This window comes from Allobosea sp. OK403 (genome assembly GCF_900113835.1).
In the GTDB taxonomy this organism is placed as follows: Bacteria; Pseudomonadota; Alphaproteobacteria; order Rhizobiales; family Beijerinckiaceae; genus Allobosea.
Genome location: NZ_FOQV01000002.1, coordinates 1,000,062 through 1,025,499 on the forward strand (window position 1 = coordinate 1,000,062; position 25,438 = coordinate 1,025,499).

General features: G+C 64.6%; 20 protein-coding genes. 7 read left to right on the plus strand and 13 right to left on the minus strand.

The annotated features are described in order from the left end of the window. Positions 1-86: 86 nt before the first annotated feature. The gene (locus BMZ97_RS10685) at positions 87-998 is read right to left on the minus strand and encodes a GntR family transcriptional regulator (protein WP_092168244.1); all 912 of its coding nucleotides are present in this window, start codon (positions 996-998) and stop codon (positions 87-89) included. Between the two features lie 174 nt (positions 999-1,172). Between BMZ97_RS10685 and BMZ97_RS10690 the strand changes: the two genes are divergently transcribed. Further along, positions 1,173-2,249 (plus strand): isocitrate/isopropylmalate dehydrogenase family protein, encoded by a 1,077-nt coding sequence (locus tag BMZ97_RS10690; RefSeq protein WP_092168247.1) that lies wholly within the window; start codon positions 1,173-1,175, stop codon positions 2,247-2,249. A gap of 97 nt (positions 2,250-2,346) precedes the next feature. Here BMZ97_RS10690 and BMZ97_RS10695 read toward each other — a convergent pair whose 3' ends face one another. The 4 genes from BMZ97_RS10695 to BMZ97_RS10710 all read right to left on the minus strand — a co-directional run bounded on the left by BMZ97_RS10695 (position 2,347) and on the right by BMZ97_RS10710 (position 6,790). Beyond that, positions 2,347-3,399 carry an amino acid ABC transporter permease gene (locus BMZ97_RS10695; RefSeq protein ID WP_092168250.1) on the minus strand — a complete coding sequence of 351 codons (1,053 nt, stop codon included), beginning with the start codon at positions 3,397-3,399 and terminating at the stop codon, positions 2,347-2,349. A 5-nt stretch (positions 3,400-3,404) separates the two neighbouring features. Continuing rightward, positions 3,405-4,565, minus strand: a complete 1,161-nt coding sequence (locus tag BMZ97_RS10700) for an amino acid ABC transporter permease (RefSeq protein ID WP_175525505.1) — start codon at positions 4,563-4,565, stop codon at positions 3,405-3,407. A gap of 5 nt (positions 4,566-4,570) precedes the next feature. Beyond that, positions 4,571-5,614, minus strand: coding sequence for an amino acid ABC transporter substrate-binding protein (locus tag BMZ97_RS10705; protein ID WP_092168256.1), 1,044 nt, complete (start codon positions 5,612-5,614; stop codon positions 4,571-4,573). Positions 5,615-5,860: 246 nt separating this feature from the next. After that, the gene (locus tag BMZ97_RS10710; RefSeq protein ID WP_092168259.1) at positions 5,861-6,790 is read right to left on the minus strand and encodes an aminotransferase class IV; all 930 of its coding nucleotides are present in this window, start codon (positions 6,788-6,790) and stop codon (positions 5,861-5,863) included. A gap of 282 nt (positions 6,791-7,072) precedes the next feature. Between BMZ97_RS10710 and BMZ97_RS10715 the strand changes: the two genes are divergently transcribed. Next, on the plus strand, positions 7,073-8,443 hold the full coding sequence (locus tag BMZ97_RS10715) for an aminotransferase family protein (RefSeq protein ID WP_092168262.1): 1,371 nt from the start codon (positions 7,073-7,075) through the stop codon (positions 8,441-8,443). 15 nt (positions 8,444-8,458) lie between these two features. On the opposite strand, the gene BMZ97_RS10720 is transcribed toward BMZ97_RS10715, so the two are convergent. From BMZ97_RS10720 to BMZ97_RS10750, 7 genes are all read right to left on the minus strand, one after another. Then, positions 8,459-9,175 carry a GntR family transcriptional regulator gene (locus BMZ97_RS10720; protein ID WP_092168265.1) on the minus strand — a complete coding sequence of 239 codons (717 nt, stop codon included), beginning with the start codon at positions 9,173-9,175 and terminating at the stop codon, positions 8,459-8,461. Positions 9,176-9,410: 235 nt separating this feature from the next. After that, entirely contained in the window at positions 9,411-10,205 is a 795-nt protein-coding gene (locus BMZ97_RS10725) for an ABC transporter permease (protein WP_092168268.1), read from the minus strand. Positions 10,206-10,217: 12 nt separating this feature from the next. Further along, positions 10,218-11,072: an ABC transporter permease gene (locus tag BMZ97_RS10730; RefSeq protein WP_092168271.1), complete on the minus strand. Its 855-nt coding sequence runs from the start codon at positions 11,070-11,072 to the stop codon at positions 10,218-10,220. Next, on the minus strand, positions 11,069-12,178 hold the full coding sequence (locus tag BMZ97_RS10735) for an ABC transporter ATP-binding protein (protein ID WP_092168274.1): 1,110 nt from the start codon (positions 12,176-12,178) through the stop codon (positions 11,069-11,071). Before BMZ97_RS10735 ends, BMZ97_RS10730 begins: the two co-directional genes overlap by 4 nt. A gap of 67 nt (positions 12,179-12,245) precedes the next feature. Beyond that, positions 12,246-13,286 (minus strand): extracellular solute-binding protein, encoded by a 1,041-nt coding sequence (locus BMZ97_RS10740; protein ID WP_244546334.1) that lies wholly within the window; start codon positions 13,284-13,286, stop codon positions 12,246-12,248. 77 nt (positions 13,287-13,363) lie between these two features. Then, on the minus strand, positions 13,364-14,917 hold the full coding sequence (locus tag BMZ97_RS10745) for an ABC transporter substrate-binding protein (RefSeq protein WP_092168277.1): 1,554 nt from the start codon (positions 14,915-14,917) through the stop codon (positions 13,364-13,366). A 56-nt stretch (positions 14,918-14,973) separates the two neighbouring features. Next, complete coding sequence (locus tag BMZ97_RS10750) at positions 14,974-15,639, minus strand: RraA family protein (RefSeq protein WP_092168281.1); 666 nt, start codon at positions 15,637-15,639, stop codon at positions 14,974-14,976. A 372-nt stretch (positions 15,640-16,011) separates the two neighbouring features. Between BMZ97_RS10750 and BMZ97_RS10755 the strand changes: the two genes are divergently transcribed. The 5 genes from BMZ97_RS10755 (at position 16,012) to BMZ97_RS10775 (ending at position 22,802) form a co-directional block, all read left to right on the plus strand. Next, the gene (locus BMZ97_RS10755) at positions 16,012-17,400 is read left to right on the plus strand and encodes an NAD(P)/FAD-dependent oxidoreductase (protein WP_092168989.1); all 1,389 of its coding nucleotides are present in this window, start codon (positions 16,012-16,014) and stop codon (positions 17,398-17,400) included. Positions 17,401-17,408: 8 nt separating this feature from the next. Beyond that, entirely contained in the window at positions 17,409-18,665 is a 1,257-nt protein-coding gene (locus BMZ97_RS10760; RefSeq protein ID WP_139221194.1) for an NAD(P)/FAD-dependent oxidoreductase, read from the plus strand. Further along, entirely contained in the window at positions 18,662-20,080 is a 1,419-nt protein-coding gene (locus BMZ97_RS10765) for an FGGY family carbohydrate kinase (protein WP_092168284.1), read from the plus strand. The genes BMZ97_RS10760 and BMZ97_RS10765 overlap by 4 nt, the downstream gene beginning before the upstream one ends. 139 nt (positions 20,081-20,219) lie before the next feature. Continuing rightward, on the plus strand, positions 20,220-21,746 hold the full coding sequence (locus tag BMZ97_RS10770; RefSeq protein ID WP_175525520.1) for an ABC transporter substrate-binding protein: 1,527 nt from the start codon (positions 20,220-20,222) through the stop codon (positions 21,744-21,746). A 282-nt stretch (positions 21,747-22,028) separates the two neighbouring features. Beyond that, positions 22,029-22,802 carry a DeoR/GlpR family DNA-binding transcription regulator gene (locus BMZ97_RS10775; protein WP_092168290.1) on the plus strand — a complete coding sequence of 258 codons (774 nt, stop codon included), beginning with the start codon at positions 22,029-22,031 and terminating at the stop codon, positions 22,800-22,802. 39 nt (positions 22,803-22,841) lie between these two features. Here BMZ97_RS10775 and bamA read toward each other — a convergent pair whose 3' ends face one another. Further along, on the minus strand, positions 22,842-25,364 hold the full coding sequence (gene bamA, locus BMZ97_RS10780) for an outer membrane protein assembly factor BamA (RefSeq protein ID WP_244546335.1): 2,523 nt from the start codon (positions 25,362-25,364) through the stop codon (positions 22,842-22,844). Positions 25,365-25,438 lie beyond the last annotated feature (74 nt).

The following is a 25,438-nucleotide window of genomic DNA, read 5'->3' on the forward strand; positions in this document are numbered from 1 at the left end:
TTTTTCTTGCGGGGACGCTAACTCAGAATATTGGTTTTATCAATCTATAAAGCCAAATGTGCGCATGCACTTCCGGCTGCAGCGCCCTAACCCCTTGGCGCAGGCGCGAATTCGGCTTGAACGACCGGCGATTTGACGGCCAGCGCGCCGTTCAGATGCCGGCGCATGACATGCGCCGCCTCCAGATTGTCGCCGCGCTCGAGCAGGTCCAGGATCTGAACATGCTCGATGCTCTGCGCGACGATCCGCTGGGGATCGACCTTCAAACGGTACTCGATGAGGCGCCGAAACTGGTTGGCGCGCTCCAGCGCGAACAGGAACATCGGATTTCCCGCCATTCTGATCAGCTCCTCATGAAAGCCCGCGCCGGCGCTCCGCATCGCTTCCGGTGAAAGCCCTCCGATCTGACCCTTCGCCAGCTTCTCCTGAACTCTTCGCAACGAGGCGGCGGCGGCCCTGTCGAAGCGGAAGGTCGGCTCCATGATCGCCGCCGGCTCGATCACCGCCCGAAAGCGATAGATCTGCTCGAAGGCCTCCGATGTCTTGGCGACCGGCCGCAAGCGCCAGCCATATCCCGGCTTGGGCTCGGCCCAGCCCTCCTGGACCGCGCGCACGAAGAGATCCTGGGCCTGGGAGCGCGTGAGCCTGTACCTGTCCCTCACGGCCTGTTCGGTGAGCTCGCCTTCGATCCTGTCGTTCAGCCAGTCTTCGGCGAAGGTGAAATAAGGGTCGGCATCGGCCGCCCTGACGGCCAGCACCGGCTTGGCCAAGCCCGCCACATCGATATCGGAGCGAACATAGAAGCCGCGATTTGGCCGGCTCTCGATGACGCCGTCACCGGCCAGCACGCCCAGTGCCTCGCGGACCGGCGAGCGTGAGACCTGATACTGCTTGGCTAGCGCCTCGGTCGCCAGATGCGACCCCGCGGAGAGGTCGCCCGAATTGATGCGGGCGACGATATCGCCAGCGATGCGGAGCGCGAGGGGACTATTGGACATAGCTTGATCTCATTGAGTGGCGAAACGGCCAGCCGCGCGAATGCAACCAGCCGACAGCAATGATTCCGGGGCGGTCGCCCCTTGACGTCAATTTGGATTTAATAGATGCAATAACCAAATCTACAAACTCGCCTCGTGCCGCCACGACCGAACATGGCGCGCCGGAGAACCCTCATGAAGCTGCTCGTCCTGCCCTGTGATGGCATCGGCCCCGAGATCATCTCCGCCTCCATGCAGGTACTGGAAGCCGCCAGCACGCGGTTCGGCCTCGATCTCACCTTCGACTATGACGAGGTCGGCTTCACCAGCCTGGAGAAGCACGGCACCACGCTGCGTGACAGCATCCTGGAGAAGGCTCGGCACGATTATGATGGCGTAATCCTCGGAACCCAGTCGCATGCCGACTACCCTGCGCCGGAAAAGGGTGGACGCAACGTCTCCGCCGGTTTCCGGATCGGCCTCGATCTCTACGCCAATGTCCGCCCGGCGCGCACCCGGTCATTCATTCCATCCAATATGAAGCCGGGCAAGACGATGGACCTCGTCATCATGCGCGAGGCGACGGAGGGCTTCTATCCCGACCGCAACATGCATCTGGGCTGGGCCGAGCTGATGCCCTCGCCTGATATGGCGATCTCGCTGCGCAAGATCACCGCCCATTGCTCGAACCGCATCGCGCGCCGCGCTTTCGAGCTGGCGATGAAGCGCCGGAAGAAGGTCACCGCCGTCCACAAGGTCAACAGCTTCCACCAGACCGATGGGCTCTTCCTGCGCGAGGTCAGGAAGGTGGCGGCGGATTTCCCCGAGGTCGCCCTGGACGACCTGCTGATCGACGCCTCGACGGCGCATCTCGTGCGCAATCCCGAGCGCTTCGACGTGATCTGCGCGACGAATTTCTACGGCGACATCATCTCGGATCTGGCGAGCGAATTGTCGGGCAGCCTCGGCCTCGCCGGCTCGATGATGGCGAGCGACAGCCATTGCTGCGCACAGGCCCAGCACGGCTCGGCGCCCGACATCCAGAACCAGGACAAGGCCAACCCGGTCTCGATGATGCTGTCCTGCGGCATGCTGCTGCAATGGCTCGGCGAGACGCGCGGTATGCCGCAGTTCGAGGCGGCCTTTCGCGCCATCGACGCCGCCATCGATACCGTCCTGACGGATCCGGCCTGCCGCACGCCCGACCTCGACGGCAAGGTCGGCACGAAGAAATTCGGCTCGCTCGTCGCCGAAGTGCTGGCCCAGGCCTGAGCGCAATCGCAGGGGGAGATCGCGCTGGAACAGCGGAACGCGGTGCGCGCCTAGCCGAGCCTATCGCAGAGATCCGACGGCCTCACCGCGCTGTCACTCAATAGCGCAGATGGCGGTTCAGGCGATGCTCGAGGCGGCGGCTGAACAGCGACATCCCGAAACAGCACAGGAAGAACACCACCACCGCGAAGGCATAACCCTCCCGCGCCATGCCGAGCCAGGCCTGGTCCTTCTGGGCCTGAGTAATCACGGCGAGAAGGTCGAACAGGCCGACGATACTGACGAGCGTGGTGTCCTTGAACAGGTCGATCACCGTGTTGACGAGGCCGGGGATGACCAGCCTGAGCGCCTGCGGCATGACGATGAAGGACTGGATCGCCCATGGCCGAAGGCCAAGCGCGGTCGCCGCTTCAGCCTGGCCGCGGGGGATCGCTTGCAAGCCGCCGCGCACGATTTCCGCCATATAGGCGGCCGTGAACAGCGTCAGCGCCAGCATCGCGCGCAGCAGATTGTCGATCGTCGCGCCATTGGGCATGAACAGCGGCACCAGCAGCATCGCCATGAAGAGCACGGTCAGCAACGGCACACCGCGCCACAACTCGATGAACAGCATCGAGAACAGGCGGATGACCGGATATTTCGAGCGGCGGCCGAGCGCCAGGAAGACGCCGAGAATGAAGCCGCCGCCGCCCGCCACCGCGGTGAGCAGAACGTTCAGCATCAAGCCACCCCAGAGATTGGTGGCGATATAGGGAAGTCCGAACAGCCCGCCAACCAGCAGGATGCCGGCCGCCGCGGGCACGAAGCCAAGCAGGATCAACGCGAGCCAGCCCTGCCAGCGCGGCGGCGCGATGAGCGTCGCCGCCGTGGTGCCGACGACCAGAGCCAGGGCGAGATCGACCCGCCAGCGCTCGGGCGAGGGATAGCGGCCATAGAAGAACAGGTCGAACCTGACCTTGATGAAGGTCCAGCAGGCGCCGCCGGCATCGCAAGCTGCACGCGTAGTGCCGGAGATCGTCGCGTCCGTCACCGCCCAGTTGAAGATCGCTTTGACCAGGACAATGATCACGCCAGCCAGAAGGAGCGTCAGCAAACCGCTGGACAGCGATGGAAACAGGTTCCGTTTGACCCAGACATGCGTCGGCGCCATCGCGATCAGCGCTCCACGATCGCGACATGAGCGTTGTACCAGGCCATGAAACCGGAGATGGCCAGGTTGATGCCGAGGAAGATGATCATCACCAGGAACATCGTTTCCAGCGCCCGCCCGGTCTGGTTGAGCACCGTGCCGGCATAGATCTGGACCAGTTCCGGATAGGCGATCGCAGCGCCAAGCGAAGTGCTCTTGGTCAGGTTGAGATACTGGTTCGTCAATTGCGGGATCATCACCCGCAATGCCTGCGGCAGGATGACCAGGAACAGCGCCTGCGCCCCGGACAGGCCAAGTGAGGATGCCGCTTCGCGCTGGCCTTTGGCGATGCCCTGGAGCGAGGCGCGCACGATCTCGGCGACGAAGGCCGACATGTAGAGCGACAGCCCGGCGACCAGCGCGATCAATTCGGGCGGCACCACGACGCCGCCGACATAGTTGAAGCCGCGCAACGTCGGGTAATCGAGATGGTCGACCGACAGCAGGACGACCACAAGCGCGATGGCGGGCAGCAGCGGCGCGGCCCATCCAAAGGCCCGATGCCGGCGGCGCAAGCCCCTGAATACGGGGACGAGGCACAGCGCAGCCACCAGCAGCAGGACCGGCCACAGGCCGGCAGTGCCCATCTCGATACTGGGCATGTTCAGGCCGCGGACGCTGAGGATCATGCCCCCCGGCAGGGCCAAGCCGTTGCGCGGCGGCGGCAACGCCTGGATCATCACCACATACCAGAAGATGATCTGCAGCAATTGCGGGGTGTTGCGCACGATCTCGATGATCGCCAGCGACAGGCTGCGCGCCAGCCAGTTTGCCGAGAGGCGCATCACGCCGAGCAGGAAACCCAGCAGTGAGCCCAGGACGATGCCGATCGCCGCGGCGAGCAGGGTGTTGAGCAGGCAGACCCACAAGGCCCGGCCATAGCTATCGGCCGTCGACCAGGGCACGACATGGAAGGGGATGTCGAAACCGGTCCGCTGGGAGAGGAAAGCGAAGCCGAAATTCATGTTCCGCGCCGCCAGATTATCCGACGCGTTGGCGATGATGAACCATGCGAAGAGGGCGAGCGCGCACAGGAAGAGGCCTTGCCAGGCAAAGGCGCGGAAAGAACCGCGCCTTTGCTGTCTCGGGGCTGGCTGTCGCGCGATCAGGACCGCGGTGTCAGCCAAGGCCATCAGCGCAGCGGCAGGGCATATTGAAGCCCGCCCTTGGTCCAGAGATTATTGGTTCCACGCGGCAGGCCGAGCGCCTTGGGGCCGAAATACTCGTCATAGATCTCGCCATAGTTCCCCACGGCCTTGATGATGCGATAGGACCAGTCGCCATCGAGGCCCAACTGCTTGCTGAAGTCCTCGTCGAGGCCGAGCAGACGCTGCATGAAAGGGTCAGCCGGCTTGCTGGCCTTGATCTGGTCGGCATTGGCCTTGGTGACGCCCATCTCCTCGGCCGTCAGCAGGATCATATGCGTCCATTTCAGGATGTCGCCCCATTTCTCATCGCCTTCGCGCGCATAGATGCCGAGCGGCTCCTTGGAGATGATCTCGGGCAGGATCGTCCAGTCGTCGGGCGTCTTCATGGTCGAGCGCGCCGCGGCGACGCTACCGGAATCGTCGGAATAGCCATCGCAGCGCCCCGCCTCCGCCGCGGCGAAGGCCTCCTCCGGCTTGTCGAACAGCAGGGAATTGATCTTGATGCCGTTGGCGGCGCCATAATCGGCGATGTTGAGCTCGAGCGTCGCGCCCGTGAGCATGCAGATGGTCGCGCCGTTCAATTCCTTGGCGGAGGCGACCTTCAGGCTCTTCTTCACCATGAAGGCCTGGCCGGCGTAGAAATTCACCGCGATGGGCGAGAGGTTGAGCTGCGTGTCGCGCGTGAAGGTCAGCGTGCTGTCGCGGATCAGGACATCGATCTCGCCCGATTGCAGCACGGTGAAGCGGACCTTGGTGGTCACCCCGACATATTTGACCTTTTCCGCATCGCCGAGCACCGCCGCAGCGATGGCACGGCAATAGGCGACGTCGAGCCCCTTCCATTTGCCGGTCGAGTCCTGGAAGGCGAAGCCGGGAATGCCGGTATCCACACCGCAATTCAGCTCGCCGCGCTTCTTGACCGCGTCCAGCGTCGCACTCTTGACCTGGGCTTCGGCGGGGAGGCCCGCCGCACCTAATCCGCAAACGGCGAGCGCCGCCGCATAAGCCAGTTTCCGCAAGCTCGTCATGACCCGATCACTCCCTGCCTGAGACAAAAGACAAAATCGAAGGCGATGCGGGGCTCTCGCCCCAAAACTAGAGCAATTGCTCTAGATCTTTGTTTTAACGCGTTTTCCTCATGCGAACCGGCATCCACTTCGCTCGAAAACGCTCTAAGCAGACATTCCTTGGCACGCCAACGAATGTTCTGCTTAGGTCTTTGATTTGTCGCAGATTCTTGTCGGAAAACCGTGGGACACTTTTCCGGAATCTGCTTAGCTGGCGGCGCTGTAATCGATCGGTTCGGCATGCCAGCCTTCATGCCGTTTCGCCCAATAAGCCTCGCGCAAACGCTCCGAGATCGGTCCCGGGCGATCATTGCCGAGAATGCGCCCATCGAGTCTGGTCACGGGAATGATGCCGCCCGCAGTGCTCGTGGCGAAGATCTCGTCGGCCTGGCGAAACTCCTCGACCGGCACGGCCCTCGCCTCGCAGGGTAGCCCCAATTCGGCGCAAAGATCGATCGCACTCAGCCGGCTGATTCCGTGCAGCACGTTGCGGTCGGCGGTCGCGACCTTGCCGTCGGTGATGCAGAAGACGTTGTAGCCGGGACCTTCGGTGACGTTGCCGTCAAGATCGAGCAGTATCGGGTTGTCGGCGCCCTTCTCCTCGGCCTCGAACATCGCCGCCGTCATATCCGCCCAGTGGAAATTCTTGATGCGGGCGTCGAGGCAGACATCGGGAATGCGCGGTGTCGAGGCGATGATCATATGTGCGCCGCGCGCGATGACATCGGGCTTCATCTGCCAGACATAGGGAATGGCGAAAGCCGCGAGATAGCTGCGCGCATTGACCGGGTGATAGCGCTGCTCGGGGCTGGGCCTCCCGCGCATGCAGTCCATCGCCACATACGCCTCGCGCAGGCCCGACAGCCGCACGAGCTCGTGCAGGATCGCGCGGATGTCCGCGTCGCTCTCCTTCGGGGTGAAGCGCATGGCTTCGATCGAGGCGCGGAAGCGTGCGAGATGATCGTCGAGCCGAAAGAACGCCCCATCCCAGACGCTGACGACATCATAGGTCACGTCCGAGCGGCGATAGCCCCAATCGGTGATCGAGAGCTTGGCCTCGGAGACCGGCATATAGGCCCCGTCGAGATAGGCAGCGCCCTTCGACCAATCGACATTCCCGGCGGTCGCAGTGTCCATCGTCACTCTCCGTATCGCGATCGGCATCTCGAAGGCGGAATATGTGATCACATCAGGCGAGATATCGCCGCCAGCGTCAAGATCGGGCCATTATCGGGCGCAGTGATTTTCAGCATTTTGAGCTGCAAAATTAAGCAATACGACCAAGTCTGCAGCGCATGAGCTTTTCGCTCCAATCTCTCGACAACCGACAGACGGCGTGATGTGATCACACCGTCAACAGCAATCCAAGCTGCATCAATTCACCATCGCGGATTATGCGCAAGCCGGCAGGAGAGCGATATGGCCTCGACCAAGCTGAACTACCGCAATGACACCCTGATGCTCGGCTTCAGCGACCTCAAGCGGCTGCGTTCGGAGCGGCCGCTGGTCCTGACGGGCGGGCGCGGCATCAGGGTCTTCGACGAGCGCGGGCGCGATTACATCGAGGCGGTCTCGTCGTTCTACTGCGTCGCGCTGGGCTATAGCGACGAAGAGCTGATCGAAGCCGCCATCGCGCAAATGCGCGCCCTGCCGATCTATCCCTCGGCGATCGACCGCACGGTTCCCGCCGTCATGGAGCTGGCCGAGAAACTCGCCGCCCTGTCGCCCATGCCGCAAACCCATGTCACCTTCGCCACCACCGGTTCCGAGGCGAATGATCATCTGATCAAGTTCATCTGGTATGCGAACGGCTTCTCCGGCGAGCCGAGGCGGCGCAAGATCATCAGCCGCTGGTCGAGCTATCACGGCAGCACGATCCAGTTGACGGCGCTCGGCGGCGGCTCCGATCTGCATCGCTCCTTCGCGGTACCGACGGATGAATGTCTTTATGTCAGCCATCCCAATTGGCCAGGCGGCGCCGAGCCGGGTGAGAGCGAGGCGGCCTATGGCGATCGCCTTGCCGCCGAGCTCAGATCGGTCATCGAACAGGCCGGACCGGACACGGTCGCCGCCTTCTTCGCGGAGCCGGTATCGGTATCCGCCGGCATGTATGTGCCGCCCGCCGGCTACTTCACCAAGATGAAGGCGGTGCTCGATGCCTACGGCATCCTGCTGGTCGCCGACGAGGTGGTGACCGGGTTCGGCCGGACCGGGCAGTTCTGGGGCACCCAGACGCTGGACATCAAACCCGACTGCATGACCTCGTCAAAAGCGCTGTCGAGCGCCTATCAGCCGATCTCGGCGATCCTGATGTCAGGCGATTTTTACAACCGGCTGGAGCGCGGCAGCACCGAGAAGGGCTGGTTCGCCCATGGCGGCACCTATCATGCTCACCCGGTCGCCGCAGCCGTGGCCCTGAAGACGATCGAGATCTATGAGCGGCGCAATCTCGTCGCGCATGTGCGCGACGTCATGCCCGCTTGGGCGCGCGGCCTTGCCGCGCTGAAGGATCATCCGCTCGTCGCCGAGACGCGCTGTTTCGGGCTCCTGGGCGCAGTGCAATTGAAGCAGCCCGGCGACGGCGAGACCGTCCCGGCCTCGCTGCGGATCGGTGGATTGCCGGCGCAGGTCTATCAGGCCGGCCTCGAAGCCGGCATCATCGTCCGGCCATTGGCGAACTGCCTCGTACTCTCACCGCCGCTGATCATCACTGTCGCGGAAATCGACGAATTGTTCGAGCGGCTGACGCGGGCGCTGGATCAGGTGCTGAAGGACATGCCGGCCAAATAGCCGCAGCGCGCAAGGCTAGCCGGCGACCAGCGCACGATGCGTGAGCCCGAGCCTCTGATACAGATCGCGCTGGAAGGTGAGGATGTCGGCGCGCCGCAGGTCGCGAGCCCTGACCGGGTCGCGATCCCGAAAGGCCAGGACCATCTCATGGTTGATATGGACCGTGAAATGCAGGAAATCGGGATCGAGCGCGACGGGCACGGACATGGCCTCGGCGAGATGCGGTCCGAGGCGCAGCCGCAATGTGAAGATCGCCGATTGCAGCACGCCCGACGATGACCCCTGCGCGATCCGCAAGCCCCAGGACTGGATGCATGTCACGATCTTCACGACGTCCGAGCTGTCATAGGCGAGACGAAGCTCCTCGTTGACCCGGGACAGGATCGCGATGTCGTCCTCGGAGGCGCGTTCGGCAAAGCGTGCCGCCGCCTCCCCCTCCACCAGGACCCGGGCCGAGTGCAGATCGTCGAGCTCGGCGCGGGTCAAAACCGGCACCAGGATGGAGCGGTTGGGGGTCGCATGAAGCGCGCCATCCGCCGCGAGCCGCACGACAGCCTCGCGAACCGGCTGGATGCTGGTGTTCAGGGATGTCGCGAGACCACGCAAGGTGAGCTTCGTGCCGGGTAGCAGATGCCCGTTCAGGATGGTTTCCTGCAACTGCCCATAAACCTGTTGCCCAAGCGTCCTCTGCGGCACGGAGCGGCGGATGCTGTCGGCTGGGTTCTGGGCCAAGGATAACCTCGCGTTTTCGCCTGAAGAATCCCGCTCATTTCGGCTGCGGGATCATCATCGAAGGGCACTATAGTGCAGACCGCAATAACCCGGCCAACTCAACGAACATAGGAGTTAGCCCACACATTCTCCGATATGGAGAAAACGCTGCGCTCGCTTGTGCGTCTGATACCGAAGCGCCTCGTCTTACCAATGACGAGCGGCCGCCCGCCCAACGCCGGCGCGACCAGCCCGGCTAACGCACGAAGGTGCGCGACAGCCCCGCGCTGCGGTCGACGATCAGAACCACGACCAGCGTCAGCACGATCAGCAGGGCCGAGACGCTCGCCACCAGCGGGTCGGCGCTCATCTCGACGCGATGGAACAGCTCGACCGGCAAGGTCGTGATGCGCGGCCCCGTCAGGAACAGGGTGATCACCACCTCGTCGAAAGAGACCAGGAAACACAGCGCGCCGGCAGCCACCATCCCGGGCTTCAATAACGGCAAGGTCACCCGGCGGAAGACCGTCAGGGGCGAGGCGCCGAGCGTAGCGGCCGCCTCCTCGACAGCCAGCGGCAGATTGCCGAGCGCCGTCGCCAGGACCCGCAGCGCATAGGGCAGCGTCACCACGAGATGGGCCAGCACCAGGCCGTGAAAGGTCGCAAGCAGGTTGAACGAGGCGAATGCGATCAGGATCGCAAGGCCCAGCACGATCGTCGGCAGGAGGAGCGGCGCCGTGAACAGATTGTACAGGGCGCCCGACCCCTTTGTCTTCAATCGCACGATGACGACGGCGGCTGGCAGCGCGATGAGCAGCGACAGCAGCGTGACGATCACCCCAAGCCCGAGGCTGACGAGGAAGGCCTTGCCGATCGTCGGATCGGCTACCAGCGCAGTATACCAGCGCACGCCCCATTTCGACGGCGGGAAGGCCAGCACCGCATCTCCGCTGAACGACAGCGGAAACACCAGGATGACCGGCGCCAGCAGATAGAGGAAAATGACCGCGACCAGCGCCGTCATGAACAGGGAGGATTTGCGCGCTTCCATGACCGCCTCACATCAATCGAGCGCTGCGACGGCGCGTCCGTAGACGACCAGCACGAGGCCGAACAGGACCAGGACCAGGATCGAGAGCGTCGCCGCCAGCGGCCAGTTCAGCGTCACGATAGCCTGGTCGTAGATCTCCGTGGCCAGGAGAAAGACGCGCCCGCCCCCCAGGAGCTTGGGGGTGATGAAGGAGGAGACCGAGAGCACGAAGACGAGCAGGCAGCCCAGGGCGACACCCGGCAGGGTGAGCGGAAACACCACGCGCCAGAAGCTCTGGATCGGCGATGCGCCAAGCGTGGCAGCCGCCTCCTCCAATCGCGGATCGAGCCGCCCGAAACCGGCCAGCAGCGACACGATCATATACGGCATCAGGATCTCGGTGAGCCCGACGATCACGCCGGTCGTGTTGAAGATCATGCGCGGCGCCGTCAGGCCGATCGCGTTGAGGAGGCTCGGCAGGCCGCCCTGGTCGGAGAGGATGACGACCCAGCCATAGGTCCGCACCACGGCAGACGTCAGTAGCGGCGAGATCACGAGGACGATCAGGATGCTGCGCCAAAGCCCTTCCGCGCGCTGGATATAGAGCGCGATGGGATAGCTCAGGACGAGCGCCGCTACCGTGATCGCCAGGCTGACGCCCACCGAGTTGAGCAGCAATTCGCGATTGAAGTCGTCGGTGACGAGGGTAACCCAATTGGCGAGCGTGAATTTTTCGCCGATGCCGCCACCCGTCAGCGCTTCCTTGAACGACAGCAGCCCCAGATTCAGCATCGGCACGATGAACCCGATCAGGTTCACCAGCATGATCGGAAAGAGCAGGGCGAGAACGGCGCGCCGGGATGCTCCCGCGCCCGGAACCGCATTCATGGCGCGGCTCCGAAGACGAGCGTATCGGCCGGCTGCCACTCCAGCCGAACGGCGTCGCGGACGCGGAAGGCCGCCGCTATGCCACGCGTCGCGGCCTCGACCATGAAGCTCGTGCCGCCAATATCCACGTCGTATTGCAGGAGGTCGCCGACATAGGTCACCCGCACGACATGGCCGCGCAGGCTATTGGCTGTGCCGGAGCGTGCGCCGTCATCCGTCCCGATCGCAACCCGGTGCGGCCGGACCATCATGGTTGCGGGGCCGATGACCGAATGCTCCGTGCGGAAGAGCTGGTCCTGGAAGGCGACGGCATTGTTGCCACGCCCCTCGACCGCGACCCGGTTGATCCGTCCCACGAAGGAGGCGACGAACGGGTTTGCCGGGCGCTCATAGACATCCTCCGGCGTTCCGACCTGGGAGAGCCGCCCGGCCTCCATGACGGCGACCTTGTCGCACATCGCCAGCGCCTCGACCTGATCATGCGTGACGAACACGGCCGTGATCCCGAGCCGGGTCTGGATGTCCCGGATCTCATTGCGCATCTCGTCGCGCAGCTTGGCGTCGAGATTCGAGAGCGGCTCGTCGAGCAGCAGGATCGAGGGCTTGATCACCAGCGCACGCGCCAGAGCGACGCGCTGCTGCTGGCCGCCGGAAAGCTGCGAGGGCTTGCGATCCTCACGCCCTGAGAGATGCACCATCTCGAGCGCCGCAGCGACACGCGTGCGGATTTCGACGCGCGGAAGGCGGCGCATTTCCAGCCCGAAGGCCACGTTCTGCGCGATCGTCAGATGCGGAAAGAGGGCGTAGCTCTGGAAGACGAGCCCCATATCCCGCTTATGTGTCGGCACCGCGGTGACCTCGTTCCCCGCGACCAGAATCCGGCCGGAGGTCGCGGGCGTCAGACCCGCGATCATCCGCAGCGTGGTGGTCTTGCCACATCCGGACGGGCCGAGAAGCGCGACGAGCTCCCCCTTCTCGATGGAGAGGCTCAGGCTGTCGACGCTGCGCGCCGCGCCATGATGTTTGGAGAGGGCTTCGATCGAGAGATAGCCCGCCTCCCCCGGGGCATGACTGCCGCCGACAGAGCCGATTGCGTCCAAGCTCATCGAGCTCTCCTGATTGTTGGCGCTTCGCCCCGGATTGCCGCAGGACGCGCCGGCGTGGCTGTGCGGGCTACTTCCGGGAAATGACGCTGCGGCGCCATTCCTGGACGATGCGGTCGCGCACCGCGGCAAGGTCGAGGGCGTTCACCGCGATCATGCGTTCCGGGGCGCCGGCCGCCGTCCGCTTGGCGATCTCCTCGGGCACCACCGCCTTCATATTGGTGGGCGCGTAGGCGACCTCCTTGGCGAAGGCGATCTGAGCCTCGGGGCTCAAGGCGTAGTCGAGGAACTTAGTGGCCGCTTCGCCCGATGGCCGGTTCTTGACGAGGTTGAGCGTGTTGATCTGGAAGATGCTGCCCTCTTTCGGCAGGACGACGCCGAGATTGCTGTCCGGCTGGTCGGCGAAGTACTGGGCGCGGGCGTTCCAGCCGACACCGAGGCTCGCCTGGTTCGACAGGATCGGCGCATAGGCGTCGGGCTTCGGATCGAAGGTCAGGACGTTGGGCGCGAGCTCAGCAAGCTTGGCGAGCCCCTTGGCGGTGCTCGCCTTGAAGTCGGTTCCGCCTTCCATCTTGTCCACCACGATCGAGAGCGCCAGGCCCAGGATTTCAGGCGGGGCCGACACCGTGACCTTGTTGCGCAGGGCCGGATCCCACATCGCCGACCATGAGGTCGGCGCCGTCGCGAACTGCTTCTTGCTGTAGAGCATCACGACATTATCGAGCGTGAAGCCGATGCCGGCCGCCCCTTCGAGGCGCGCCTGCGGGTTCAAATCGGCGACGCGCTTGCTGACCGTTTCGTCGATCTTGTCGAAGAGGCCTTCATCGGTGCCAGCCTTCGAGACCGAGATGTCGAGCACGGCGAGATCGAGCTGGGGCGCGCTCTTCTGGGCGCGGAGATTGCCGAGGATCTGGGCCGAGCTGCCGATGGCGTAATATTCGACCCGAACCTCCTTCTGGCTTTCGTTGAAGCGGTCGATGACGGCCTTCTTGTACTTCTCCGCGAACAACTCGCCATAGCCGCCGACGGTCACCACCGTCTGCGCGGCCACCGGCCCGGCGAGCGTCAGGGCGCCGGCGACGAGACATGCGTATTTGATGCTGGTTTTCATGGCTTGGTCCCCGTTTTTTTGTGGCTTTCGATGCTGACGGCGTGGCGAGCGGCGAAACAGGCGCCCGCCGCGGCCGGTCAGCCGATGACGACGTCGTCGAGCGTGTAGGGCGAGGACACGTTCAAGAAGCCCGGGAGGTTCCTGAAGCCCTTGATCTCGGCCTTGCGGGCATAGGCCTGGGTCCGCCAGTTGAGGCCGACGAGGGGCGCCTCCTCGAAGAACGCCTTGCGCAGCTCCGCATAGATCGCCACGCGCTTGGCCTGGTCGAGCTCCCTGCGGCCGCGCGCCAGGATGGCGTCGATGCGCTCGCTCTTGAAGCCGAAGGAGCGCAGATGGTTCGGCGAGCCCGAGCCGATGAAGGGGCTCAGGGCGTCCGGGTCGTTGTAGTCGCCCGAGGAGCCATGGACGGCGATCTCGTACTGGCCCTTGGTGCCGAGCTGGATGCGCGTGGCGAAGTCCGGGAGCTTGAGTTCCGCCATGATCCCGACGGCTTCCAATTGCTGCTGGACGACCTCGGCCGTGTTCTTGTGCATGCCGTATTGCGCTGTGCTGAGCAGGCTTGTCGAAAAGCCGCCGGCAAGGCCCGCTTCCGCCAGAAGCTGCTTGGCCTTGGCGGGATCGTAGCTCCAGGAATTGGCCGGATCCTCGCCCGCGAAGGGCGACCCCACAGGTACGGGCAGCCCGAAAAGCTCTTCGCCCTTTCCGGCAAAGGCTGCGTTGATGATGTCCTTCCGGTTGATCGCGTAGCCGACGGCCCGGCGCACCCGAGCGTCCGCGAACGGGCCCTTGCTCGTATTGAACATGACGAACATGAACGGCCCGTTGGTCGTCTCGAGCGCGAGCTTGGGATTTCTCCCGACCCGGTCGATGCTCTGCCACGGCACATATTCGATGATGTCGAGATCGCCGGCCTCGAGCGCCGCCAACCTCAGATCCTCATCGGCGAAGACGGAAAAGCGGATCGCCTTCAGGGCCGGCTTGCCCGGCTTGTAGAAGCCATCGAAGCGCTCGACCTCGATATAGGAGCCCTTCTCCATCCCCTTCAGCGTGAAGGGGCCAGCGCCGATCGGCGCGTCGGGCTTCGATTTCGCCGAGACCATCGGCGCGTTGAAGCTCGCCAGGAGGTAAGGCAGGATCGTGCTCGGCTCCTTCAGGACGAGGCGGACGGTCCGGGCGTCCGGGGTCTCGATCGTCTCGATCACCTGCAGATCCTGGCGCAGGAAAGCCGTCGATGTCGGCGCCATCATCTGGTCCAACGAATGCTTGATGTCGGCGGCCGTGACCGGATCGCCATTGTGGAACTTGGCGTTGGCCCGCAGCGCAAACACATAGGCGCGCTCGCCATCGAGCTTCCAGCTCTCGGCCAGTTCGCCGGCGAGATTGCCGTTTCCGTCATAGCCCAGAAGGCCGCGATACAGCATGAGCTTGACCGCACCGGCCGCCGCCCCGACGTTCTCCCAGGGCCTCAGATTGGGCGGATACGCCGACAGGCCGTAGACCAGGGAGGTCCGCTCCGCCGCGAAGGCGTGACGGCTGGTGACGATGGAGCCGAGCGCTGCCGCCCCGAGCCCGCCAAGGACGGCGCGCCGGGAGATCGGCATATGCGGATGGTTCGAGTTGGCGTGGCTCATGTCGATCGTCCCCTTTTTTGATTGAATGAACAGGCGGTGAGGCCACTGCCCTGCGCTCAACTGACGAGCTTGGCCTCGATCATCGCGGTCGCGCCGCTGATGTCGGCGATCCGCTCTCCCTTGCGGAGCCGCTCGATCATTAGGAGCTCGGCTTCCTGCATGCCGATGGCGCGCTCCGCGACCGCACGCGCGACCGCTGGCTTGACGACGAGGACGCCGCTTTCGTCGCAGAGGATGGCGTCGCCCGGCTCGATCGTCTGGCCGCCCACGCTGACGGGAACGTTGAGGGCGCCTTCCATTCCCAGGATCTTCGTCGTGATCGGGGAGACGCCGCGGCTCCAGAGCGGGAAGCCCAGCCGGCGCACCTCGCCGAGATCCGTCGCCGGGCCGTCGATGACCCCGGCCGTGACGCCGGCGAGCTTCATCGCATTGGTCACGCCGCCGCCCCAGCAGGCATGGCGGTCATCGCCGCAGCGGTCGACCACGATGATGTCGCCGGGGCGTGCGGAGTTGATCGCGTAATGGAGCAGCGCTGAATCGATATTGGGGATGCGCACGGTCACCGCGGTTCCGGCGACGCGTGCACCCGGCAAGACGGCGGTGATGCTGCGGTCGACGAAACCATCATGGTAGAAATGCCCGACCGTCGCTGTCTCGACCCGCTCGAGCAGCGCCACGACATCCCCAGGGATCTGCGTCGGCATCGGTTTGACCAGGAACATCGGCTCTCCTCTCAGCCCAGCACGTGATGGCGGACGCTTCGCCGCGAGCTGAGCCCGCGTTAGAGCAATTAAAGGCCGACGATGACCACTCTGTCAAATTATTATGCATTTAATGACTGATCGGTCATTTCAAGCACCCGCATGAGTCAGCCTCTCTGCATGCGAAGCGCCTTACAGCATTCCGCAGCGATGCCAGGCCCTATTTCGGCGCCAATGCGGTCGAATGGCCGCCGCAGAAGCTCTTCAGGCAGCTCAGTGAGTTCTTGAATAAAATAGACCGTTCGGTCATTTTTTGTGGAAATGATTGACCGATCACGCGCAGCGATCTAGCATGACCGCCTGTCTTTCTCTGGGGCCGACGTGACCGCGACCATGCTTCAGCCCACTCCTTTCGATGTGGCGATCATCGGCGGCGGCGTCGTCGGATGCGCCGTGGCGCGCCATCTCACCTTGGCGGGCGCGAAGGTCGTGCTGCTGGAAAAGGCGACGGATATCCTGTCCGGAGCCAGCAAGGGCAACAGCGCCATCCTGCATACCGGCTTCGACGCCCCGCCTGGCAGCCTGGAACTCGCCTGCATGCAGGAGGGCTACCAGGAATACATCGATATTCGCACGCGTTTACGTCTCCCTATCCTGGAAACGGGGGCGGTCGTCGTCGCCTGGAACGACGACGAGGCCGGCCGCCTCGACCAGATCGAGCAGACCGCGCGCAACAACGGCATCAGTGATGTCCGCAGGCTGGATCGCAACGAATTGCAGGCGCGCGAGCCGCATCTGTCGGCTCAGGCGCTGGGCGGCCTACTCGTGCCGCGCGAGCATCTGATCGACCCCTGGTCCGCGCCGCTGGCCTATATGCTCCAGGCCCTGGCGAACGGCGCCGAGATCCGCCGCAGCACCGAGCTGCTCTCGGGCCAGTTCGACGGCCGGGACTGGCGGCTGGCCACCTCGACGGGAGAGCTGGCGGCGACCACGGTGGTCAATTGTGCCGGGCTCTACGGCGACATTGTCGACGAGCGCCTGACCGGCCAGACGCATTTCACGATCAAGCCGAGAAAGGGCCAGTTCGTGGTCTTCGACAAGGCTGCGGCGCGCCTGCTCGGCACCATCATCCTCCCCGTCCCGAGCGAGCGCACCAAGGGGATCGTGCTCACGCCGACGATCTTCGGCAACCTCCTGGTCGGCCCGACGGCGGAAGAGCAGGACGAGCGCGACCGCGCCGGGGTCGACACGGCGACGCTCGAAAGCTTGAAGCAGAAGGCCGAGGCGATCCTCCCCGCACTCGCCGGAATGCCGGTGACGGCGATCTATGCTGGCTTGAGGCCAGCCACGGAACGCAAGGAATACCGGGTCAGGCACGACGTTGAGCAGCACCTCATCACGATCGGAGGCATACGCTCGACCGGGCTGACGGCGGCGCTGGGGCTTGCCCGCCATGTCGGCCGGCTCTGGGCGAGCAGCAATGCGCACACGCCGCTGGCCGATCCAGTCTGGCCGGAAGCGCCCATGCTGGCGGAACATGAGGAACGCGATTGGACACGGCCGGGCTATGGCGAGATCATCTGCCATTGCGAGATGGTCACGCGGCGCGAGCTCGAGGCGGCGCTCGACGGGCCCCTTCCTGCCGGCGACATCGGTGGCCTGAAGCGCCGCACCCGCGCCGGAATGGGCCGCTGCCAGGGCTTCAATTGCAGCGCGCGGCTGGCGAGCCTCACCGAGGGGCGTTTTCCCGTGCCGTTGGCCGTAGGACATTGCCATGATTGAGCCTGGCCATGACTGAGCCAACCATGACTGAGCCTGCAAACCCCCTGAGCGTCGATGTCGCCGTGATCGGCGGCGGGCCGGCGGGCTTGTCGGCCGCTATCGAATTGAAGCGCCGCGGCATCGGGCAGGTCGTCGTCTTCGATCGTGACGTCGAGGCCGGCGGTGTGCCCCGACATTGCGGCCACCCGCCCTTCGGTTTGCGGGAGTTCGGCCGCCTTCTCACCGGCCCGGCCTATGCACGGCGCCTCGTCCGCCACGCGCTTCAGGCCGGCGTCGAGATCAGGCTCAATCATGCGGTGGTCGCCCTGCATCCAGAAGGACACCTCGAACTGGCGACGCCCGATGGCCGCATCGCGGTAAGGGCCAAGCGCGTCCTGCTGGCGACCGGCATCCGCGAGACACCGCGCTCGGCCAGGCTCGTGACCGGCACGCGCCCGGTCGGTGTGATCAATACGGGCGCCTTGCAGGCCTATGTCCATCTGCAGGGCATGATCCCGTTTCGCCGCCCCGTGATCGTCGGCACGGAACTGGTGAGCCTCTCCGCCATCGCCACCTGCCTCACCCACGGCATGCGCCCCGTCGCGATGGTCGAGGCTCGCTCCCGCCCCACCGCGCGCTGGCCATTGGCATTACTGCCTCATCTCGTCGGCATTCCCGTGCATTACCGCACCGAGATCGCCGCAATCGATGGCGATGGCCGCGTCGAGAGCGTGATCCTGCAGAAGCAGGATGGCGAACGGACTACGCTGGCTTGCGACGGTGTGCTGTTCACCGGTGGCTTCGTTCCGGAGGCCTCGCTCGTCAGGCTCAGCCATCTGACCCTCGACGCGCATTCCGGCGGCCCACGGATCGACCAATTCGGACGCTGCTCCGACAGCCTTTACTATGCCGCAGGCAATCTGCTGCGCGCCGTCGAGACGGCAGGCTGGTCCTTCCGCGAGGGTCGGCGCATCGCGGGCTATATCGCAGACGACCTCCAGGGCAGCCTCGCCAAGGCCGAGCGCCTGATCCCCATCGTGCCGGGACGCGACATCAAGCTGGCGGTTCCCCAGCAGATCGCCCTGCCGGGGCTCCTGGCCGGCGCCAGAACTATCGAGCTACGCGTTGAGGAGGCGAGCACGGGCCATCTCGACGTCTCGAGCAATGGCCGGACGCTCCTGCGCAAACCGCTCTCGGCCTTGCCCGAGCGGCGCATCCTGCTCGATCTGAAGGCGTTGGGGCTCCTAGACGACGCAACCGAGATCAGGGTGGAGATGCGGCCATGACCCCTCGCGCCATCGGGATCGACCAGGGCACCACCAGCACACGCGCACTCGTCCTCGACGAGGATGGCAGCCTGCGCCTGATCAAGGCCGGCCGGCACGCCCAGCATTATCCTCACCCGAATTGGGTCGAGCATGACCCGCTGGAGCTGCTCGCGAACATCCGCCATTGCCTGAATGAGGCGGGAGCGGTCCCTCGCATCGGCCTGGCCAACCAGGGTGAAAGCTGCCTGGCCTGGGATGCGCGGACCGGAGAGCCGCTCTCGCCGGTGATCGTCTGGCAGGATGGCCGCACAGTCGATCGGATCGCAGAGTTGCGCGCCGATGGCGCTGAGGCCGAAACCCTGGCTCGCGCCGGCCTGCCGCTCGACCCGTATTTCTCCGCCTCGAAGCTCGGCTGGCTGCTCGAGCATTCGCAGGCGGTCAAGGCAGCGCGACGCGCCGGGCGACTGCGCCTGGGAACGACCGATGCCTTCTTTCTCGACAGGATCACGGGAACCTTCGCCACCGACGCGACCACGGCGTCCCGGACCTCCCTGATGAATCTGGAAAGCGGCGCATGGGATCCCACCCTGTGCGAGCTGTTCGGGGTTCCCATCGAGACGCTGCCGGAGATTCGCGAAACGGTCGGCGATTTCGGCGCCGTCGGCTCCGCGCAGATCTGCGCCTCGATCGTCGATCAGCAGGCGGGCCTGTTCGGCCATGGCTGCCGCGAGCCCGGCGACACCAAGATCACCTTCGGGACGGGCGCCTTCGTCCTGACCGTAACGGGAGACGAGATCGTTCGCGCGCCTGATCGCGGCATGCTGCCGACCGTGGCCTGGCGCCATGGCGGCCGGGCGACCTATGCCGTCGATGGCGGGGTCTATGATGCCGGCTCGGCGATCGACTGGATCCGCAATCTCGGCCTGTTCGCCGCCTTCGACGAGTTGCAGACGTTTGATGCTGCGCCGGCGATCTCGCGTGGCGTCACCTTCGTCCCCGCCCTGTCCGGCCTCGCCTGCCCGCATTGGGACCGCAGCGCGGCTGCAACCTGGATCGGCATGACGGCGGCGACGACGCCACGCGATCTCTGCCAGGCCGTTCTGGAAGGGATCGCGCTGCGCACGGCCGAGGTGGTCGAGGCCATCGGCAGCCGGGTCGCTATTCAGGACCGGATCTCCATCGATGGCGGGGTCGCCCAGAGCGACTACTTCGCCCAGTTCCTCGCCGACGTGCTGCAGCGCCCGGTCATTCGGCCGGCCTTCCATGAACTGACCGCACTCGGCTGCGCCATGCTCGCTTCCGGCACGGACCCGGAGCCTGTGAAGGCAGTGGGCGAGCACAGCCGGATCTTCTCACCCATAGATGCGCGTGGCGGCGAATGGCGCGAGCGTTTCGCTGGGGCCGTGCAGCGCAGCCGCGGATGGCGCGCTTGAGCTCGTTTCCAGCACGTCCGAAGTCCATGAGGGGCTGCGCCGCCATGCCATTCCGCCGATCCTGTCATGCCGAGCCCAGCCGAGGAGATCAATTGTGAAGCGCCGTACCTTCCTTCAGGCCGCAGCGGCCACGCTCGCCATGCCGGCCATCACCGTGGCGCAAAGCCAGCGCATCCTGCGCTTCATTCCCCAGGCCGACCTCGCGATTCTGGATCCGATCTGGACGACGGCCCTCGTCACGCGCCATCACGGCTATATGGTTTTCGACACTCTGTTCGGGGTCGATGCCACTCTCCGCCCCGTGCCGCAGATGGCCGAGAGCGCGGTTTCGGAGAATGGCGGACTGGCCTGGCGCATCACCTTGCGCCCCGGCCTGCGCTTCCATGACGGCGAGCCCGTCCTCGCCCGGGATTGCGTCGCCAGCCTGCGCCGCTGGGGCCGGCGCGACAGCTTCGGACAGGCCCTCTTCGCAGCCACCGAGGCGCTTTCGGCGCCGGACGACAAGACGATCCTGTTCCGCCTGAGCCGGCCCTTCCCGCTCATCCTGGACGCTCTGGCCAAGCCCCAATCCTTCATGGCGGCGATCATGCCCGAGCGCCTCGCCAGAACCGACGCCTTCACGCAGGTCACGGAGATGGTCGGCAGTGGTCCGTTCAGGTTCAAGGCGGATGAGCGCGTTTCCGGCGCACATGTCGCCTATGAACGCTTTGCCGACTACAAACCCCGCGAAGACGGCGCTGGCGGCTGGACCGGCGGTCCCAAGATCGTCCATTTCGACCGGGTCGAGTGGAAGGTGATCCCCGACGCCGCCACCGCCGCGAGCGCCTTGACGACCGGCGAGGCCGACTGGTGGGAATACCCCCTGCACGACCTTCTGCCGATGCTGAGGCAGAACCGGGATGTCCGGGTCGAGATCACCGATCCCACCGGCCTGATTCCGACCATGCGCATGAACACGCTGACCAAGCCCTTCGACAATCCAGCGATCCGGCGCGCGCTGCTGGGCGCCATCGACCAGAAGGAGTTCATGCAGGCACAGGTCGGCGACGACACCTCGCTCTACCGCACCGGCGTCGGCGTCTTCTGCCCGGGAACGCCGCTGGCAAACCAGGCCGGCATGGAAGCGCTGACCAGCCCGCGAAACCTCGACGCGGTCAGGCGCGCCATCGCCCAGGCCGGATATGGCGGCGAGCCCGTCGTGCTCATCGCCGGCACCGACGTGCCGAATGTGAAGAACGCCTGCGACGTCGCCGCAGACATGATGCAGAAGGTCGGTCTCAAGGTCGATTATCAGGCCACCGATTGGGGCACGGTCATTCAGCGCCGGGCCAATCGCGAGGGAACCGACAAGGGCGGCTGGAGCGCCTATTGCAGCAGCTGGGGCGGCCTCGACCATCTCAATCCGGCCGTGCATCTGCTGCTGCGCGGCGACGGCAGCTTCTTCGGCTGGCCGCAGAGCCCGGAGCTCGAGACCCTACGCGGCAAATGGTTTAACGCGCCCGATCTCGCCGCCCAGAAGGTCCTCGCCGAGGACATGCAGAAACAGGCCTTCATCGACGCGCCCTATCTGCCATTGGGGCAATACATCCAGCCGACGGCCTATCGCTCCAACATCACCGGCATGCAGCAGGGCTTCGCGACCTTCTGGAACATCAGGAGGAGCTGAGCCGCTCCCGCCGCAAAGGCTCGCTTCGCCTGCACCAACCCCGAAGCCCGCGGCCTGGGCTTCGGGACAGACCAGTCAGACCTCGTTTACGACGTGCTCGCTTGGATGAGCTGTGGCAGAAACCGCTTGCTTGAGGGGCGGGTTCCGACGTTCTTCGCTTGCGGAAGGGTCGATCAGCAGCTCGACTCGATTCGATGCCAAGAATGCAGAGCTACCAAGAATGCGGCGCTGCCAAGAATCGAAGCCACGAGAAGATCGATGCTACGAGAAGAAGGCTAGAGAATGCGTCCGTCGGCTCGCCAGGACCTCATTGTCGACTATGTCGAGAAACGCGGCAGCGTCACGGTGGAGTTCCTCGCCTCTACCCTCTCCACCTCGCGCGAAACCATCCGTCGCGATCTGTCCGCCCTGGCGAAGGATGGCCGCCTTCGCAAATTCCATGGCGGCGCCAGCGGGATCAGCGCCTATGCGGAAGGCCAGATCGTCGAGGGCTCGTTCCAGGCCCGCATGCATGAAAACGTGCCCCAGAAGCGCAGCATAGCCAAGGCCACGGCCGCTCTGTTCAAGCCTGGGGACTCGATCTTCGTCGATACCGGCAGCACCACGGTCTATCTGGCCGAGGAGCTCGGAAAGCTCTCGGGCCTGACCGTGATCTCGAATTCGATCCTGGTCGCGCAGCATGTGAGCAAGGGCGCCAATAATCGCGTCTTCCTCATCGGCGGCGAATACCGGGACGACACCGCCCAGAATGTCGGCCGCCTCGCGCTTGAGCAGATCAGCGCATTCAAGGCCGCGCATCTGGTGATCACCGTCGGGGCGATCGATGCCGACGGCGTCTCCGATTTCAATCCGGAAGAGGCCGAGATCGCCCAGGCAATGCTCGGCCAGAGCCGCACCCTGACCGTCATCGCCGACAGCTCCAAGCTCGGGAAAACCGCGATCTTCCAAGTCTGCGACCTCAGGCGGATCCAGCGCATGGTGCTGGACGAGCCGCCGGCAAGCCCCCTTGCCCAAGCCCTGTCGGCGGCGGGCATCGAGATCATCATCGCGGAATGATCGCGTCTGCGGCGGCCCTCCGCCGCAGACGCGCCAGCTTCAGAAGCGCGTACCACCCGAAAAGCGGAAGGCCTGGAGCTTGTCGCCGCCATATCTGATGCCGGTCGTCGGGTCGCGCCAGCCATCATCCTTCGTTAGCGCATAGGCGTAGTCGAAGCGGATGGGGCCGAGCGGAGACTGCCAGAGCAGGCTGACGCCGACCGACGAGCGAATGACGCTGTTATCGCGGACGCAGGCGATGTTGGATTGATAGCTCGAGCTCGTCGAGACCTTGTACTGCCTGGCATCCGAGCCGCTGGGGCAGCCCGTATAGCTCGAACTGGTGATCGTCTTCGAGCCGCCGTCATAATTGAACAGCGTGCCGGCATCGGCGAAGATCGCGCCGCGCAGACCGACATCACGCGGCAGGCCCGGTAATGGGAACTGCATTTCGAGCGTGCCGCCGACATAGGTCGTCCCACCCAGAGCCGCGCCTGTCAGCACATCGCGCGGGCCGATGCCGGTGGAGGAGAAGCCGCGCACCAGATTCGACCCCATCGAGTAATGGTCGATCATGCGCAGATCGCCGCTGGTCGCCTGGACATGACCGCCCTGGAACCGCACGAAGCCGACGACATCGTCGAAGAGCTCACGGTAATAGCGCGCATCCGCAGCAACCCGCAGGAAGTTCGAATCGCCGCCGAGGCCGGCATATTCGGGTTTCAATTCGGCAACGAAGCCGTTGCGCGGTTTCTGGATGTTGTCGACCGAGTTGTAGTTCAGGTTCAGGCCGATCAGGGAGGTGATGGTCGAGCCCTGCGCCTCCTTCACCGCGACCGATGCCTCGCCATTGGTGAGGCAGTTATAGGTCGAGCTTTCCGCAGTCGCGCCCGTTGTCCCCGGCGTCGTTCCCGTGATCGCGTTCGTACAGTCGTTGTAGGGATAGTCCGTCGAGTTCGGGACCTTGATCTCGGTCGTATAGAGCGAATAGCGCGGCGTGATCGAGAACTCCTCCGTGATCGGGAGGGTGAAACGCAGCTGCCCGCCGGTCACGCGGCTCGAATAGCGGCTGGTGCTGTAATAATCATTGTATTTGGAGAACAGGTCGAACCCGGCTGCGACGCGATGGCCGAGAAAGTAAGGCTCCGTGAAGGAGAAATCGACGCCCTGGGTGCGCTGGCCGAGCGTGCCGGCGATGCGCACGAACTGGCCGCGGCCGAGGAAATTCGCCTCCGACAGCGCGACCTCGCCGATGACGCCATCCGAGGTCGAATAGCCGCCGCTGACCGAGAACGAGCCGGTCGCCTTGTCCTCGACATCGATGTTGACGATGACGCGGTCAGGGGTCGAGCCGGGCTCGTTGGTGATGCGCACCTTACTGAAGAAGCCGAGATTGTTGAGACGCCGCTCGGCCCGGTCGACCAGCACCTTGTTGTAGGCGTCGCCCTCGCTGAGATCGAGTTCGCGGCGCACGACATAGTCGCGCGTACGGGTATTGCCGCGCACATTGATGCGCTCGACATAGACGCGCGGGCCCTCATCGACGACATAGGTGATGCCGATGAGATGGCCGGCAGCGTCGCGGTCGCCGCGCGGGCGGACCTGCGCAAAAGCATAGCCACGACGCGACACCTCCATCGTCAGGGCCAACAACGACTTCTCGACCGCTTCGGCGTTGTAGGTGTCGCCGGTGGAGGTCGCGACGATGCGCTGCAGGGCCGCCGGGTCGACGTCGCGCAGGCTGGAATCGACCGCGACATTGCCGACGCGGTATTTTGGACCCTCCTCGACCGCGATGTCGATGATCCAGCCGCCTTGCGCCTCGTCGAAATGGGCCTTGTTCGAGACGATCTGGAAGTCGGCATAGCCGTTCTTCAGATAATAGCGGCGGATGATTTCGAGGTCGGAGGTGATCCGGTCCGCCTCATAGACGTCCGAGGTCTTGATGAAGCTGAGGAAGTTCGACTCGGTCGAGGTCATCAGATCGCGCAGGCGGTTCGACGAATAGACACTGTTTCCGCTGAAATTGATCGATCTGATGCCGGTCTTGCCAGCTTCGGAGATCGTGAAGACCACATCCGAGCGACCATTCGACAAGGTGTTGATGCGCCCGCTGACCGAAGCCAGGCCGTAACCGGCGCGGCGATAGGCATCCTTCAGACGCTGAACGTCGGCATCGATCAGCGCCTGGCTCAGCGGGCCGTTGGCCTTGGACTGGATCTGTTGCAGCAGAACATCGCTCTTCAGGCGGCGATTGCCCTCGAAGGCGACGCGATTGACCGCCTCGTTCTCGCGCACGGCGATGACGATCTGTGAACCGCGCCGGCTGACCTGGACACTGGAGAACAGCTCGCTCGCGACCAGCTTCTGTCGAATCTGCTCGGGCGTCCGAATCTGCTCGGGCGTCCTTGCTTCGGGGTCGCTCGCATAACCCCGGATCGTCTCCGCATCGACAGTCCTGTTACCCTGCACGATCACGGTCTGGGCGAACGCGACGCCGCTGCTGAGGGCCAGCAGGAGCATGGCAAGCCCGACCGACAGAGAGAGCCACGCCTTGAAAGCCCGGCTCGGGGAAATCCACATCATTCTATCGCCTATCGCATCACCGGTTACGCCGGCGGCAGGCTAACCAGCGACTAAAGGCGAAGAATCGACGA

Excerpts from the sequence above, each read along its gene's own strand:
- BMZ97_RS10685 (WP_092168244.1), bottom strand. The coding sequence starts at position 998 with ATGTCCAATAGTCCCCTCGCGCTCCGCATCGCTGGCGATATCGTCGCC.
- BMZ97_RS10690 (WP_092168247.1), top strand. The coding sequence starts at position 1,173 with ATGAAGCTGCTCGTCCTGCCCTGTGATGGCATCGGCCCCGAGATCATC.
- BMZ97_RS10695 (WP_092168250.1), bottom strand. The coding sequence starts at position 3,399 with ATGGCGCCGACGCATGTCTGGGTCAAACGGAACCTGTTTCCATCGCTG.
- BMZ97_RS10705 (WP_092168256.1), bottom strand. The coding sequence starts at position 5,614 with ATGACGAGCTTGCGGAAACTGGCTTATGCGGCGGCGCTCGCCGTTTGC.
- BMZ97_RS10710 (WP_092168259.1), bottom strand. The coding sequence starts at position 6,790 with ATGGACACTGCGACCGCCGGGAATGTCGATTGGTCGAAGGGCGCTGCC.
- BMZ97_RS10715 (WP_092168262.1), top strand. The coding sequence starts at position 7,073 with ATGGCCTCGACCAAGCTGAACTACCGCAATGACACCCTGATGCTCGGC.
- BMZ97_RS10725 (WP_092168268.1), bottom strand. The coding sequence starts at position 10,205 with ATGGAAGCGCGCAAATCCTCCCTGTTCATGACGGCGCTGGTCGCGGTC.
- BMZ97_RS10730 (WP_092168271.1), bottom strand. The coding sequence starts at position 11,072 with ATGAATGCGGTTCCGGGCGCGGGAGCATCCCGGCGCGCCGTTCTCGCC.
- BMZ97_RS10735 (WP_092168274.1), bottom strand. The coding sequence starts at position 12,178 with ATGAGCTTGGACGCAATCGGCTCTGTCGGCGGCAGTCATGCCCCGGGG.
- BMZ97_RS10740 (WP_244546334.1), bottom strand. The coding sequence starts at position 13,286 with ATGAAAACCAGCATCAAATACGCATGTCTCGTCGCCGGCGCCCTGACG.
- BMZ97_RS10745 (WP_092168277.1), bottom strand. The coding sequence starts at position 14,917 with ATGAGCCACGCCAACTCGAACCATCCGCATATGCCGATCTCCCGGCGC.
- BMZ97_RS10750 (WP_092168281.1), bottom strand. The coding sequence starts at position 15,639 with ATGTTCCTGGTCAAACCGATGCCGACGCAGATCCCTGGGGATGTCGTG.
- BMZ97_RS10755 (WP_092168989.1), top strand. The coding sequence starts at position 16,012 with ATGCTTCAGCCCACTCCTTTCGATGTGGCGATCATCGGCGGCGGCGTC.
- BMZ97_RS10760 (WP_139221194.1), top strand. The coding sequence starts at position 17,409 with ATGACTGAGCCAACCATGACTGAGCCTGCAAACCCCCTGAGCGTCGAT.
- BMZ97_RS10765 (WP_092168284.1), top strand. The coding sequence starts at position 18,662 with ATGACCCCTCGCGCCATCGGGATCGACCAGGGCACCACCAGCACACGC.
- BMZ97_RS10770 (WP_175525520.1), top strand. The coding sequence starts at position 20,220 with ATGCCGGCCATCACCGTGGCGCAAAGCCAGCGCATCCTGCGCTTCATT.
- BMZ97_RS10775 (WP_092168290.1), top strand. The coding sequence starts at position 22,029 with ATGCGTCCGTCGGCTCGCCAGGACCTCATTGTCGACTATGTCGAGAAA.
- bamA (WP_244546335.1), bottom strand. The coding sequence starts at position 25,364 with ATGTGGATTTCCCCGAGCCGGGCTTTCAAGGCGTGGCTCTCTCTGTCG.